The sequence below is a fragment of the Onishia taeanensis genome, assembly GCF_003268885.1.
In the GTDB taxonomy this organism is placed as follows: Bacteria; Pseudomonadota; Gammaproteobacteria; order Pseudomonadales; family Halomonadaceae; genus Onishia; species Onishia taeanensis_A.
In genome coordinates, this window is sequence record NZ_QLSX01000001.1 from 216,416 (window position 1) to 228,382 (window position 11,967).

Genomic DNA, 11,967 nt, shown 5'->3' on the forward strand with positions numbered 1-11,967 from the left:
GCAGACGCCTTATTCAACCCATCACGTAACGCCGAGGCACTACATCGACAACATGGCCCGGCTGACATCCCATTTGCAGCCCTGCTCCAAAGCCCTGCCGCCATCTAAAGCCCCAGACATCACAACATCAGGGCGTGAACTCAACCAGCGTGCGCATGGAATCGACTTTCAGTCGGTCTTCTTCCATCGCCTGCCTGGCCTCGTCAGATGCCATGAAGGTCTGGAACCGCGCCATGTCCGGCACTTCCAGAATCAGCCCCACCGAGTTCGGGTGCTCTGCATCCTTGAAAGTACGCGCGCTGACACCGATCTGCGCGAACATCTCGTGCCGACTACCCGCTCCTTTCTTCCAGGCCCTCGCCCAGCGCTCGCCATCCTCAACCTCGTGAAACACGATTAGCGTTGCCATCTGCCTTCCTCCCTTGTGTGAGCGCCATTATCGATACATGCAGGCACTTGGCCGCCGCGGCGACCTTTCGCGCCACGCTCACCAACGCGGGCGCCATGGCGCCGGCCATGATCGCCGGGCCTCACTCAAGAATAGATCGCCCTTCCCTTCGCCGCCTCGGCATCAGCCCGGTGGGCAGCATGGAAAGTGCACGGGGTTGTCAGGGGGATGGTCGTGGTGAAGCGGGCGGGAAAGGATCTGAATGCGGCAGGCAGGTCGGTGTGGTGCCGAGAAGGGAGCCGCGAGGCGGCAATAGGGCTGGCGCCTCATGGCTCGCGGCCGAGGGGATAGCGGCAGCAAACGGCCAGAAGCAGCCTTTTAGTGAGTCCTGATATAACGCTAAGGTAACCGGCGCCGGAGCGCCAGCGGAGGGAACCAAAAGCGGCACGCTTTTGGCGTCCGGTTGACCGCTTGGTTATTTGTTTTTTCCGACGATCAACATAATAGAGATTTTCGGTTGGGGGAAAGCTCAAGGGTAGTGACTTCAATTCAAAGGTTGTGCAGTTCACAAGATCTGCTGAATCTAGATCGAACAAAGCGAGGTTATACCCTTCAGCCAAAGCGCTCTTGTAGACGATGCCATCATAGCCTTTTGACTTAATGAACTCAGCTATAACTAGCGTAGGCGCGTAATCTGCGGTGGAATCCGATTCGAGAACCGGTCGCGAAAAGGCGCTATCAATGTGCGACCATACTGCTCGAATCTTCAATTCCTCGAATGGTTCACTAAAGAAAAAGTATTGTTCCTCTCCGTGCTCCACCGAAAAATATATTAGCTTTAACTCTTTTCTGGTTACAAAAAAATCCGTCGATATTACCGAGCCAACCCAGGGTTTATGCAGTCATTTATAAAAACTGCTACGGGCCAACTGAGCACACGACACATGGTTTTGGTGTTAAACTCGTACCGATGATCGTTGATAAACCGGTACTTCACTCGGGCTCTCTGGCAAAGTACCGAGCGGCCTTTTTTAGAATATCGCGCTTTTCTTCTATCCGGCGCATTTGTGCTCGCAGCCTGAGAATCTCGCTCTTGTCCTCGACCAACTCGGCGGCCTGTTCATCAGACTTATCCGGCTTCACGGCCTTAACCCATTTGTAGAGGCTGTGAGCCGAGACTCCCAAGCCTTGCGACACTTCGGCGACGGTATAGCCCCGCTCCAGCAATTGTCGAACCGCTTCGTTCTTGAATTCTGGGGGATAACGTTAGCTACTCATGACAATTGCTCCTATGCTCTAATAATAGGCTAGGAGTGTCTACTGCACCGGGGTAAGTCCACCCGTTTATTCTTCTTTTCCGTATTTATCTTATCAGCATAAGCGAAGGGGTAGACGTGATGTCCGGACCGTTCCAGTTGCTCGCCATGTCCCTTTCTCCAGGCGATCCGGTCGCTCGCATTATCGCCGCCGTCGATCGACTCGAGGCCCGCAGTGGCGTTCGCGTGCTGGACATGATGATAGTGGAGAAGGGCGAGGACGGCAGCGTCGTCCAGTCGTCCCTCGGTGAAGACGACGACTTCGGTGAGCTCGTCGCAAGGCTCTTCCCGAACGACGTCGCCAGAGCCGAGCCCGGCGATGGCGCACCCGCCCGGCTGTGGGGGCTGGCGCAGGCCTTGCCGGCCGGGACGGCGGTCGCCTTTCTGCTCGTCGACCACCGCTGGGCCCGAGCGCTCTTCGACGTGATCGACGAGGCGGACGGCGCGTTGTTGGGTTCCGGTTTCCTCTCACCGGAGCTCGGGCTGGTCGTTGACACCGAGCTCGCGGCAATGGAGCAGGCCGCTCGATCCATCGCCACGGCGCAGGCTGCCGAAGCGGAAGCGAGACTGCGGGCCGTCGCTGCACTGGCCGAAGCCGACGAGGCCGTGGCCGCCTCGGCCCGGATTCGATCTGCGGCCGCCGCCGAGACCCTCCAGGTGCTGACGGAGGCGGGCCTGCTAGAGCTGGCCGCGGCGAGCGAGGCCGCCGACGCCCTCAGCAATGCGGGCCTGATCATGGCAGCCGCGGACCGCGCCGTCGAAGAGGCCGTGGCGAGAGGCGCAGCCGCAGATAAAGCGGCGGATGAAACCGTCGCCCGGGACCGGGAGGCCGTGCGAGCCTCCGACGAGCAGGCGGCCGCCGCCCGCATGGCCGCCTCGATCACCCCGGCAGAGATCCGCGTGCTGCGCTACCTGCCGACAAAACTCAGCTTCGCGCTCATCGCCGACAAGCTGGGGATTTCTCGAGGAGCTGCCAGGAGTCGGGCCGAGCGAGCCTACAAGAAGCTCAGTGTCCACAATCGAGCTGACGCAGTGCATCGGGCGCGGACTCACCGAATCCTGCCGTGACCGCACCGCGCGGACGACCACCTGCTTCCGTGGCCGCGGCCGCACCTGAGCGCATCCTACTCTCCAGCCTCTGCGCCAGGCCCGCCCCCGACAAAAAGGAGTCGGTGACAAACGATCATCATTGGCACTTATGGAATAGCCCGGCTGGATTTGATTTACCGCCGCGGTAACAACCGCAAAGTACCCATATCTTTCTCGTTCTAACAGGTATGAGACTGCGTGCTCGATATTTCACTTGAACGCGCATGCACGTTCAACAATGCTATGCTGCACGCCCACCTACCCCGTAAGCTTCTGAAATACCGAAAACTTAAGCATAAGTCGGCAGCATAAAACCAATCATCCTGCATGCTGCATAACACTGAAGAACGTGCTCGCTGCCTTTTCCGGCAGGGCCGCTTCATGTCGATACCAGCTAACCACCCTCCACATGTCCATCCGCCTCGCCCACGCTTCCGCCGGGTAACGCCTTGGCAGGCACCACCTTCCTGGCAGTCGTGACCTGGTAGAATCATGCCCCCTGCCCTGGGGAGATAAACGATCAAGAACCCTTTATGTAGCGTTCTTTCGCGTCGATTTGCACAGCGTTCCATTGAACAGGTGGACGCCACTCGGGGAGCCTGCTTAGGCAACATCATCGCTTGGCCCGATCCAGCCGAAGGGGTTGTAGGCCACCTCCCACAGGTGGCCATCGGGGTCGGCGAAGTAGCCGGAATAGCCGCCCCAGAAGACCTTCTGCGCAGGCTTGACCAGGATGACGCCGGCGGCCACCGCTTGATCAAGGAGTGCGTCGACCTCCGCCTCGGAGCTCAGGTTGTGGGCCAAAGCCGCTGCCGTCAGCCGGCACACCCGCGTCGTCGGCGAGAGCTTCGCGGCCATACAACCCCAGCCAGCTACCGTTGAGCGGAAAGAATGCCACAGTAGGCGGCGATGCCATGCGTGGCAGGCCCAGGCCTTGCTCGTAGAAGCGGACCGAACGAGCCAGATCGCTCACGCCGAGGGTAATCATGCTGATTCTGGGGTTCACTTGGGTTCGCTCCTTCAGCACAGGCATGGTGCTGCATCACCCCGCCACAACCCGGTTCTTGCCGCTTCGTTTCGCTTCGTACAATGCATTGTCCGCGCGTTTCAGGGTGTCTTCATACGAGCGGTCTTCGGGCAGCATTGTCGCTACTCCGATGCTGACGGTTGGGGAGATGCCATCAATACAAAAGCGACTCAGCTCACGGTTGACGCTCTCATGCAGCCGGTTGGCAAATTGCACCGCGTGCTCCAGTTCAATATTCGGCAGGCCAATCACGAACTCGTCCCCGCCAAAGCGACAGGCAATATCGGTTTTTCTCAGCTCTGAGCGGCAAACATTACTGACAGCCACGATGATTTCATCACCTTCATAATGTCCTAAGGTATCATTAATTTTCTTAAGGTTATCAAGGTCAAACATCAGAATGGACGTCGGCACTGCGTGCCTTTCAAAGGTTTCATGAAAAAGCGCCAGGTCGAGTTCAAGCTTTCTGCGGTTAAAAAGTCCTGTGAGCTGATCGGTGTCGCTGAGCGCACGCAGTTGGACCTCCATGTCGTGTCGCTCAGAAATATTACTGGCAACCCAGAGCACCACGGCTTCACCGTCCACTTGAAAATCGAGCCCCTGAATACGGCCTTCGAACCAGATTGGCTGCTGGGGGCCGTCCTCTCGCAACCCCCTGACATCCTTATTGCTTAATTCGTATTCTCTAATCAATAGATTACCGGAATCCAGGGCGAGCCCGATCTGCTGCAGAAACCAATCGGCCTTCTCTTTTTTCACCACATCGGCAATGTTCAACCCGACGAGCCCACTGCCGTCGTGGTAGTAACGAGCATCACGGCCACCGAACACGGCCACGTATTTTCCGCTGCGCGATATTATAAATACAGGGTCTGGCAATGCCCCCAGCACAATGCCCATCTGCTCAATACTAATCATCAAAACGCCCTGTAATATCCTTCCGAAAAATCGGATGTTATATGAAGCCTATTGCAGGCAAGCGACGGCGCTCTGCCTGTGGTGAGCATACAAGCGGTTTTACACCCAATACTCGCCGGATGCAGTAGCTGGAACGTGCGCTAGATTTCTGGACAACTACCGCAGACCAGCGCTCGACGATGACCGGTCGCACTTCGATTCGAAGCATGCGCCCCATGCTGCCGCCAGGTGATGCCGTGATAGGCGCTATTTTCCTGTGATTATGGCCCAGCAGGAACCACGCTTCGGGGAAATCAGGGCTTCAGCAGGCTTAATTTAACCTGATTTTTACGTTGATTTACATGACGCCCCATTGAACGAACCGATGCTGCCGTGATGGCACCCTTAGACAAGGGCATCGCTTGAGCCGGCCTGTGTAAAGCACTGCATGCCAGGCCGCACAGGAGGTTGTCGGGGGCGTAGCCGCACCAAAAAACGCCCGCCCCGACAAGCGGGGCGGGCGTGATCATCAGCATTTCGAGCCGCTAACTTTTCCGGCAAAAGCTAGGACGGGAAGCTGAACTGGGCGCTCTCCTGGGCGCTGCGCTGTGGCCAGCGCTGGGAGACGGCCTTGCGGCGGGTGTAGAAGCGCACGGCATCCGGGCCGTAGGCGTGCAGGTCGCCAAACAGCGAGTCTTTCCAGCCGCCGAAGCTGTGGAAGGCAACCGGCACCGGCAGCGGCACGTTGATACCCACCATGCCGACCTCGATGGCATCGGCGAAGCGGCGGCCGGCCTCGCCATCGCGGGTGAACACGCAGGTGCCGTTGCCGTACTGGTGGGCGTTGATCAGCGCGATGGCGTCTTCGAAGGTCTCGACACGGACCACGCACAGCACCGGGCCGAAGATCTCGTCGCGGTAGATGCTCATCTCCGGGGTGACCCGGTCGAACAGGGTCGCGCCGAGGAAGTAGCCGGGCGAGCCTTCCACCAACGGATGCTCGCGTCCGTCGACCACCAGCTCGGCGCCGGCGGCGGCGCCCTGCTCGATGTAGCCGGCGACCTTGTCGCGCTGGCCGGCGTTGATCAGCGCGCCCATGTCGAGGCCCTTCTCGGTGCCCGGGCCGATCTTGAGCTCGCGGGCCTGGCCAGCCAGGCGCTCGACCAGGGCGTCGGCAGTGGCATCGCCGACGCATACGGCCACCGAAATCGCCATGCAGCGCTCGCCGGCACTGCCGTAAGCGGCGCCGATCAAGGTGCTGGCGGCGTTATCGATATCCGCATCCGGCAGCACGACGGCATGGTTCTTGGCGCCGCCGAGGGCCTGTACGCGCTTGCCCTGCTGGGTGCCGCCTTCGTAGATCTTGCGCGCCACCGGGGTAGAACCCACGAAGCTCAGCGCACGAACCTCAGGCGCCTCGATCAGCGCATCGACGGCCTCGCGGTCACCGTGCACCACGCTGAACAGGCCCTTGGGCAGACCGGCCTCGTCGAGCAGTTCGGCCATCTTGACCGCAGCCGAAGGCGCCTGTTCGGAAGGCTTGAGGATGAAGGCGTTGCCGCAGGCCAGCGCCATCGGGTACATCCACAGCGGCACCATGGCCGGGAAGTTGAACGGCGTGATGCCGGCGACAATGCCCAGCGGCTGGTGGTTCGACCAGGTGTCGATGCCGGGACCTGCATTGTGGGAATACTCGCCCTTGAGCAGTTCCGGCACGCCGCAGGCGTACTCGACGTTCTCGATGCCCCGCTTGAGCTCGCCCATGGCGTCTTCCAGCACCTTGCCGTGCTCTTCGCTGACCAGCGCGCAGATCTCGTCGGCATCACGCTCGAGCAGGGTCTTGAAGCGGTACATCACCTGGGCGCGCTTGGCCGGCGGCATATCGCGCCAGGCGGGCTGGGCTTCTCGGGCGGCATCGATGGCGCGCTTGACGGTGGCACCGTCGGCCATGGCCAGGCGGCGCACGGGTTCGGCGGTGGCCGGGTTCAACACATCGATGGTGCGTTCGCCGCTGACGGCTTCACCGGCGATGAGATGGTTCAGGGTAAGCATCTGGGGCTGACTCCAACCTTGGGTCGTGTTCTCGGTCTATGTTTCCGGTCTATGTTTCAGATACTGGGCTCGCCCGTCGGTTCATCCCGCGACCGGCAAGCCTTATCAGACCTGGCGGCCCAGCAGGGCTTCATCGAACGGATAGCGCGAGAGCTTCTCGATGCCGGTCTCGGTGACCAGCACTTCTTCCTCGAGCTTGACGCCGTCGGCACCGCCGACTTCGCCGATATAGCTCTCTACCGAAACCACCATGCCGGGCTCGAGGATGCCGTCCTTCGAGAAGCGGTCGAAGTCCATGTGGTGAGCGACCAGCGGCGTTTCGCCATGCATGCCAACGCCATGAATGATCGACGGATAGCGACGATCGAGGAAGCGTTCGGGAATCTTCCAGGCCTTTTCTGCGATCTCGCGATAGCTCATGCCGGGCCTGAGGATCGACATGTTGTGGTGCACCTGGTCATAGGCCATCTGGTAGAGGCTCTGCTGGTAGCCGCTGGGGCGACCCGGCCCGACATGGAAGGTGCGCGAGAAATCGGAGTAGTAGCCGTGACAGCCGATGGTGTCGGTGTCCAGCGCGATCAGTTCGCCGGGGCGCACGACCCTATCGCTTGCCTCGTTGAACCAGGGATTGGTGCGCGGGCCGGAGGACAGCAGGCGCGTCTCGATGAACTCGCCGCCCTGTTTGATGACGTTGCCGTAGAGGGTCGCAAACAGCTCGGTCTCGGTGACACCCGGCTTGATGGCGGCTTCCACTTCGGCCACCGCGGCCTCTGAGCCTGCCATCGACTGGGCCAGGCAGGCGATCTCTTCCGGGGTCTTGATGCGGCGGCAATGCAGGGTGTCCTGCATGCAGTCGAAGACCTCGAGACCCTGCGCCTCCAGCGAGCGGGCCAGGTTCAGCGCGCAGCGGTCCAGGCCGATCTTCTTGTTGCCGCGGCCGTGCTCTTCCATCAGCTCGGCGATCTCGATGCCGAAGGGATCGGAGGACAGGTTGTCGCGCTGGTTGACCGCCGACCACACCACCTTGGAGGTGCGCGATTCGTCGATGGTCTCGAGCCAGGTCGAGACGTGGGCGCTGCCCGGGTACTCGAAAAGGATCACCGGCCCTTCGAGCGGCACATAGATGTAGCGGGTGGAGTTGCGCAGGAAGTAGCCGAACATATTGCGCGAACCGGTGGCATAGCGCTGGTTGTAGGGGTCAAACAGCACCACGGCACCGTAGCCCTGCTCGGCCATCATCTGGCGCAGGCGCTTGAGGCGCCCGCCACGCAGCTGCACCGGGTCGAAGGCGGTGGGAATGCTGTCGCCGTTGCCCACGGGCGCCGAAGGCACCACCGGAATCGTGGCGGGTTCGTTGTCGGTCAGGTTGTCGAAGTCGACGATGCTCATGATCAAGCTCTCTGTTTATTCGTGGCCGTATTCGCGGGGGATATGCATAAGGTCGGGCAGAGGCGTCGCCGCCTTCAGTCGGCCAGGCTGTCGCTGCGCTGCATGCCCTCTTGGAGCAGCCGCTCGTGGACCGGGGCCATGCGCCCGAAGATGCGCTTGGCGCGCTCGGGGCGGCCGATAAAGCCCGGCTCCTTGGCATAGGCAAAGATCACGGTGTGGCGCTCGCGGTCACCTTCTACCGGCGTGACTCGGTGCAGCGAGTAGCGGCCGAAGAAGACCTGCAGATCACCCGGCTGAAGATCGAGGGACTTGAGTCGCGAGCGGTCGCCGTCGATGACCTGCTCGACCTCGTCGAAGCTTTCGCCTTCGGGGCTGCGGATGCCCGGGGCGTACTCGAAGCGCCCGCCACCTTGAGACTGACGAGTCATCATGGTGACGATGAATTCGTTGGTGTCGTAGTGCCAGGGGTGCTGGCAGCCCTCTCGCAGCACATTAACGACCAGGTCCGCCAGGGGGTCGGCGTACTGATGGATCTCGTCCATGCCCACGACGCTTGCGATGAAGTGCTGAAAGCCGGGGTGGGAATAGACCTGGCGAATGATGGTATCGCCGTCGATGCGATCACCGGCAACGAAACCGTTGGTGCGGTCATCGAAGCGGTTCTTGGGGTGCGAGGCCGGCAGGCTCGGGTCGGCGTCGCTGTTGTAGGGGTTGGTCTCGGTCTGGTTGTAGTGCGCCTGAGGCGACAGGCGTTCGGTCTCCTGTTCGAGCCGCGCCAGGGCCTCTTTGGGCACAAAGCCCTTGAGCACCACACAGCCGTCCTGGCCAAGCTGCTGTCGGCATTCGGCGATCAGCTCGCGTCCGCGGTCACCCTCAAGGCGATGAATGGGGTAACGTTCCAGGTCGATCAGCCCCTGCAGTGAGGTATCGTCTTCCTGAATGCGGTTGCTTTGCATGTCGTTGCTCCTGCCTGATCAATAACGTATAGACAGGGTAGAGAGGCAGGTTTAATAATAGAAATGAATGGTTAAGATATAAAAGATTGCAAGGGCTCATAGATCATGGATACCGACCTGCTACGCGCCTTCGTCACGGTCGCCGAATGCGAGGGGTTCAGCGCCGCCGGCAAGGTGCTGCACCGCACCCAGTCGGCCGTCAGCCTGCAGATCAAACGACTCGAAGACCAGATGGGCGAATCGCTGTTCGAGCGCACCAGTCGCAGCGTGGTACTGACGCCGCCCGGAGGGCGCCTGCTGCCCTACGCCCGCCATATCCTCAAGCTGCAGGATGAGGCGCAGCGGGTAATGGGTGTGGAGCGCCAGGGCGAGCTGATCCGGCTTGGCACCTCCGAGGAACAGGCCAGTACCTACTTACCTGAGCTGCTGCCGCGCTTCGCCGCCCGCTTCCCCGAGGTACGCCTCGAAGTCATCTGCAGCATCAGCGGCTCGCTAGTGCATGACTTTCAGGAAGGCCTATTGGATGCTGCCCTAGTGGTGCGCCACGGGCCGACCCAGACCGGCCGGCTGCTGGGACGCGAGCCGATGGTGTGGGTGGTGGCCGAGGACTGTTCGCTCGAGGAATGGGATACCCTGCCGCTGGCTCTGAACCCCGAAGGCTGCACCTTCCGTTCCCATGCCTTCGCGGCACTGGGTCCTACCGACTGGCGCTGGAACGTACGCTACTCCAGCCAGTCGCCCACCGGTATCAATCTGCCGGTTCAGGCGGGCCTGGCGGCCACCGTCAAGACCCCGCGAAGTGTCCCCGCAGGCTGTCGCATCGTCGGCGATGACGAAGGCCTGCCCTCGCTTGGGCATGTCGAGATCGAGCTGCATCGCACGCCGGGGCATTCAAGCGACGCCTTCACCGCCTTCTGCGACAAGCTGGAAGCCATCGTCACCGGCACCGCTTCGCTGGAATCGCTCAAGTATGTGGCAAGCGAAGGAGTGGGTGACTAGTCTTTCTTAGGCTTGGCCGCGCTTGGCCACTAATCAGGAGTCGCTTGTCATGGGGCATGACATTCAGTTGAAGCGTATCTATGCCGAACCGGAGGCCGACGACGGCTCACGCGTGCTAGTGGATCGGCTGTGGCCCCGGGGCAAACGGCGGGAAACGCTGGCACTGAGTGACTGGTACCGAGATGCCTCCCCTTCCAATGGCCTGCGCCGTGACTGGCACCAGGCCAAGATCAGCCATGGCGTCTTCACCCGCCGCTATCGCTGGGAAATGGCGGATGCCAAGGACTGCCTGCTGCCGCTGATGCGCTTGGCGCGCCGCGGGCGGCTGACGCTGCTGTCTGCGGCGCGCGACCTTGAACAATCTCACCTGCCGATCCTGCGCGAGGCGCTGCTGGAAGCACTTGCCAAGGAAGACCGCGAGGCAGACGGCACTGCCCCCAGCTCACCGCCCTGCTATGCGGCCTCGATGGCCACCGAGCCTGCAGCCGGCCAACGGCCGGACTCTTGACCCGACGCCGGCCGACGCTGAAACAACGCCGCGTGAAGCATCTAGCTAGACACCGGCCTGCCTCTAGCCAGTCGGCTTGCTGGCTGGCACCCTTTCGATCATGACCCGACGCCTGCTGATTGTGGCCCATGCGCCCTCCCCCAATACCCAGCGCCTGCGCGAGGCGGCCGACCGTGGCGCCCGCCACCCGGATCTCGACGACATCGAGGTGATGGTAAAGGCGCCGCTCGACGCCGGCCCCGACGATATTCGCGCCTGCGACGCCATCCTGCTCGGCACCACCGAAAACCTCGGCTACATGAGCGGAGCGTTGAAGGACTTCTTCGATCGCAGCTACTACGCCGTGCTCGAGGAAAAGCAGGGCCTGCCCTGCGCGCTCTACGTGCGTGCCGGCCATGACGGCACCGGCACCCGCCGGGCAGTGGAGTCGATCGTCACCGGGCTGCGCTGGCGGTGGGTGCAGGACCCGCTGATCCTGCGGGGTGACTGGCAGGACGCCTTCGCCGACCAGGTGGAAGAACTGGGGCTCTACCTGGCCGCCGGCCTGGATACCGGGATTTGGTGAGCGCCATGAAGCCGTCCTGATCCAGGCGCGCCGGGGGTTCCGACCCCGCCCATGGCCTGGCCAGCAGAAACCAGAACACTGTCACGCGCATGTCACCCTTCACTGAATAGACTGGAAACCTCACTCCCCAAGACACGACGAGGTTTCATGAAAGTCGCCCTCTCTTCCCTAGTCGCCGCTGGCCTGCTGTTTGCCGCGTCCGCCCAGGCGCAGCAGAACGTCTTCGACTATCCGCAAACCGATGACGCGCCGGCCAGCTTCAACGTGGTCAACGAGATCCCCGCCGGGAGTTTCACCAAGTACGAGATCAATGCCGAGCACGGTCAGTTGATTGTTGATCGTTACGTCTCGATGCCGGTGCGCTACCCCGCCAACTATGGGTCCATCACCAGTTCGGCAGGTGGCGATGGCGACCCGCTGGACGCGCTCGTACTGACCCGCGACAGCATCTATCCCGGCGCGGTGATCACGGTCAGGGCCATCGGCGTGCTGCGCATGGTCGACGACGGCGAGGCCGACGACAAGATCATTGCCGTGCCTACCAACGATGTGGACCCTACCTACGCCGACGTCATGGCGATCGAGGATCTGCCCAAGATGCAGGCCGAGCGCATCAACGCGTTCTTCCGCGTTTACAAGGACTTGCCGGATGGTGGCGACATCGAGCTGAACGGCTTCGGCGATGCCAGCGAAGCGCGCGACATCCTGACCCAGGCCTTCGACGCCTATCAGGCACAGCCGTAACGAGCACTGCAGTAACGAACACAGTACCCCGTAACGC

The 11,967-nt window shown here is 61.5% G+C and carries 13 protein-coding genes and 1 pseudogene; 5 read left to right on the forward strand and 9 right to left on the reverse strand.

What is annotated here, in order from left to right; all coding sequences use genetic code 11:
• Nucleotides 1–127 precede the first annotated feature (127 nt).
• The 3 genes and pseudogenes from BCL93_RS01035 to BCL93_RS01045 form a co-directional block, all read right to left on the reverse strand.
• Complete coding sequence (locus tag BCL93_RS01035) at nucleotides 128–409, reverse strand: hypothetical protein (protein ID WP_112053256.1); 282 nt, start codon at nucleotides 407–409, stop codon at nucleotides 128–130.
• 305 nt (nucleotides 410–714) lie between these two features.
• A complete protein-coding gene (locus tag BCL93_RS17675) occupies nucleotides 715–1,209 on the reverse strand; it encodes an RES family NAD+ phosphorylase (protein ID WP_181463002.1) in 495 nt (164 codons plus the stop codon).
• Between the two features lie 56 nt (nucleotides 1,210–1,265).
• A pseudogene (locus BCL93_RS01045) lies at nucleotides 1,266–1,615 on the reverse strand (transposase); the annotation flags it as partial.
• 170 nt (nucleotides 1,616–1,785) lie between these two features.
• Here BCL93_RS01045 and BCL93_RS01050 point away from each other — a divergent pair.
• On the forward strand, nucleotides 1,786–2,772 hold the full coding sequence (locus tag BCL93_RS01050; RefSeq protein WP_112053259.1) for a LuxR C-terminal-related transcriptional regulator: 987 nt from the start codon (nucleotides 1,786–1,788) through the stop codon (nucleotides 2,770–2,772).
• A gap of 624 nt (nucleotides 2,773–3,396) precedes the next feature.
• On the opposite strand, the gene BCL93_RS17600 is transcribed toward BCL93_RS01050, so the two are convergent.
• From BCL93_RS17600 to BCL93_RS01075, 6 genes are all read right to left on the reverse strand, one after another.
• Nucleotides 3,397–3,651 carry a VOC family protein gene (locus BCL93_RS17600; protein WP_309251203.1) on the reverse strand — a complete coding sequence of 85 codons (255 nt, stop codon included), beginning with the start codon at nucleotides 3,649–3,651 and terminating at the stop codon, nucleotides 3,397–3,399.
• Nucleotides 3,551–3,826: a VOC family protein gene (locus tag BCL93_RS17605; protein ID WP_309251204.1), complete on the reverse strand. Its 276-nt coding sequence runs from the start codon at nucleotides 3,824–3,826 to the stop codon at nucleotides 3,551–3,553. The genes BCL93_RS17600 and BCL93_RS17605 overlap by 101 nt, the downstream gene beginning before the upstream one ends.
• Nucleotides 3,827–3,835: 9 nt before the next feature.
• On the reverse strand, nucleotides 3,836–4,738 hold the full coding sequence (locus BCL93_RS01060) for a GGDEF domain-containing protein (protein WP_112053260.1): 903 nt from the start codon (nucleotides 4,736–4,738) through the stop codon (nucleotides 3,836–3,838).
• Nucleotides 4,739–5,281: 543 nt separating this feature from the next.
• Nucleotides 5,282–6,769: a CoA-acylating methylmalonate-semialdehyde dehydrogenase gene (locus tag BCL93_RS01065; RefSeq protein ID WP_112053261.1), complete on the reverse strand. Its 1,488-nt coding sequence runs from the start codon at nucleotides 6,767–6,769 to the stop codon at nucleotides 5,282–5,284.
• 105 nt (nucleotides 6,770–6,874) lie between these two features.
• Nucleotides 6,875–8,158: a M24 family metallopeptidase gene (locus tag BCL93_RS01070; RefSeq protein WP_112053262.1), complete on the reverse strand. Its 1,284-nt coding sequence runs from the start codon at nucleotides 8,156–8,158 to the stop codon at nucleotides 6,875–6,877.
• Nucleotides 8,159–8,232: 74 nt separating this feature from the next.
• Nucleotides 8,233–9,114 carry a HalD/BesD family halogenase gene (locus BCL93_RS01075; RefSeq protein WP_112053263.1) on the reverse strand — a complete coding sequence of 294 codons (882 nt, stop codon included), beginning with the start codon at nucleotides 9,112–9,114 and terminating at the stop codon, nucleotides 8,233–8,235.
• Nucleotides 9,115–9,219: 105 nt separating this feature from the next.
• Here BCL93_RS01075 and BCL93_RS01080 point away from each other — a divergent pair, with 105 nt between their 5' ends.
• From BCL93_RS01080 to BCL93_RS01095, 4 genes are all read left to right on the forward strand, one after another.
• Entirely contained in the window at nucleotides 9,220–10,113 is an 894-nt protein-coding gene (locus tag BCL93_RS01080; protein WP_112053264.1) for a LysR family transcriptional regulator, read from the forward strand.
• Nucleotides 10,114–10,162: 49 nt separating this feature from the next.
• Nucleotides 10,163–10,621, forward strand: coding sequence for a DUF488 domain-containing protein (locus tag BCL93_RS01085; RefSeq protein WP_112053265.1), 459 nt, complete (start codon nucleotides 10,163–10,165; stop codon nucleotides 10,619–10,621).
• A gap of 100 nt (nucleotides 10,622–10,721) precedes the next feature.
• Nucleotides 10,722–11,186, forward strand: coding sequence for a flavodoxin family protein (locus tag BCL93_RS01090; protein ID WP_112053587.1), 465 nt, complete (start codon nucleotides 10,722–10,724; stop codon nucleotides 11,184–11,186).
• Nucleotides 11,187–11,333: 147 nt separating this feature from the next.
• Nucleotides 11,334–11,930, forward strand: coding sequence for an inorganic diphosphatase (locus tag BCL93_RS01095; protein ID WP_112053266.1), 597 nt, complete (start codon nucleotides 11,334–11,336; stop codon nucleotides 11,928–11,930).
• Nucleotides 11,931–11,967 lie beyond the last annotated feature (37 nt).

What these genes read in the sequence shown, in the direction of transcription:
- BCL93_RS01065 (WP_112053261.1), bottom strand. Translation starts at nt 6,769, where the DNA reads ATGCTTACCCTGAACCATCTCATCGCCGGTGAAGCCGTCAGCGGCGAA.
- BCL93_RS01070 (WP_112053262.1), bottom strand. Translation starts at nt 8,158, where the DNA reads ATGAGCATCGTCGACTTCGACAACCTGACCGACAACGAACCCGCCACG.
- BCL93_RS01050 (WP_112053259.1), top strand. Translation starts at nt 1,786, where the DNA reads ATGTCCGGACCGTTCCAGTTGCTCGCCATGTCCCTTTCTCCAGGCGAT.
- BCL93_RS01080 (WP_112053264.1), top strand. Translation starts at nt 9,220, where the DNA reads ATGGATACCGACCTGCTACGCGCCTTCGTCACGGTCGCCGAATGCGAG.
- BCL93_RS01090 (WP_112053587.1), top strand. Translation starts at nt 10,722, where the DNA reads ATGACCCGACGCCTGCTGATTGTGGCCCATGCGCCCTCCCCCAATACC.
- BCL93_RS17605 (WP_309251204.1), bottom strand. Translation starts at nt 3,826, where the DNA reads ATGCCTGTGCTGAAGGAGCGAACCCAAGTGAACCCCAGAATCAGCATG.
- BCL93_RS17600 (WP_309251203.1), bottom strand. Translation starts at nt 3,651, where the DNA reads ATGGCCGCGAAGCTCTCGCCGACGACGCGGGTGTGCCGGCTGACGGCA.
- BCL93_RS01085 (WP_112053265.1), top strand. Translation starts at nt 10,163, where the DNA reads ATGGGGCATGACATTCAGTTGAAGCGTATCTATGCCGAACCGGAGGCC.
- BCL93_RS01035 (WP_112053256.1), bottom strand. Translation starts at nt 409, where the DNA reads ATGGCAACGCTAATCGTGTTTCACGAGGTTGAGGATGGCGAGCGCTGG.
- BCL93_RS01095 (WP_112053266.1), top strand. Translation starts at nt 11,334, where the DNA reads ATGAAAGTCGCCCTCTCTTCCCTAGTCGCCGCTGGCCTGCTGTTTGCC.
- BCL93_RS01075 (WP_112053263.1), bottom strand. Translation starts at nt 9,114, where the DNA reads ATGCAAAGCAACCGCATTCAGGAAGACGATACCTCACTGCAGGGGCTG.
- BCL93_RS01060 (WP_112053260.1), bottom strand. Translation starts at nt 4,738, where the DNA reads ATGATTAGTATTGAGCAGATGGGCATTGTGCTGGGGGCATTGCCAGAC.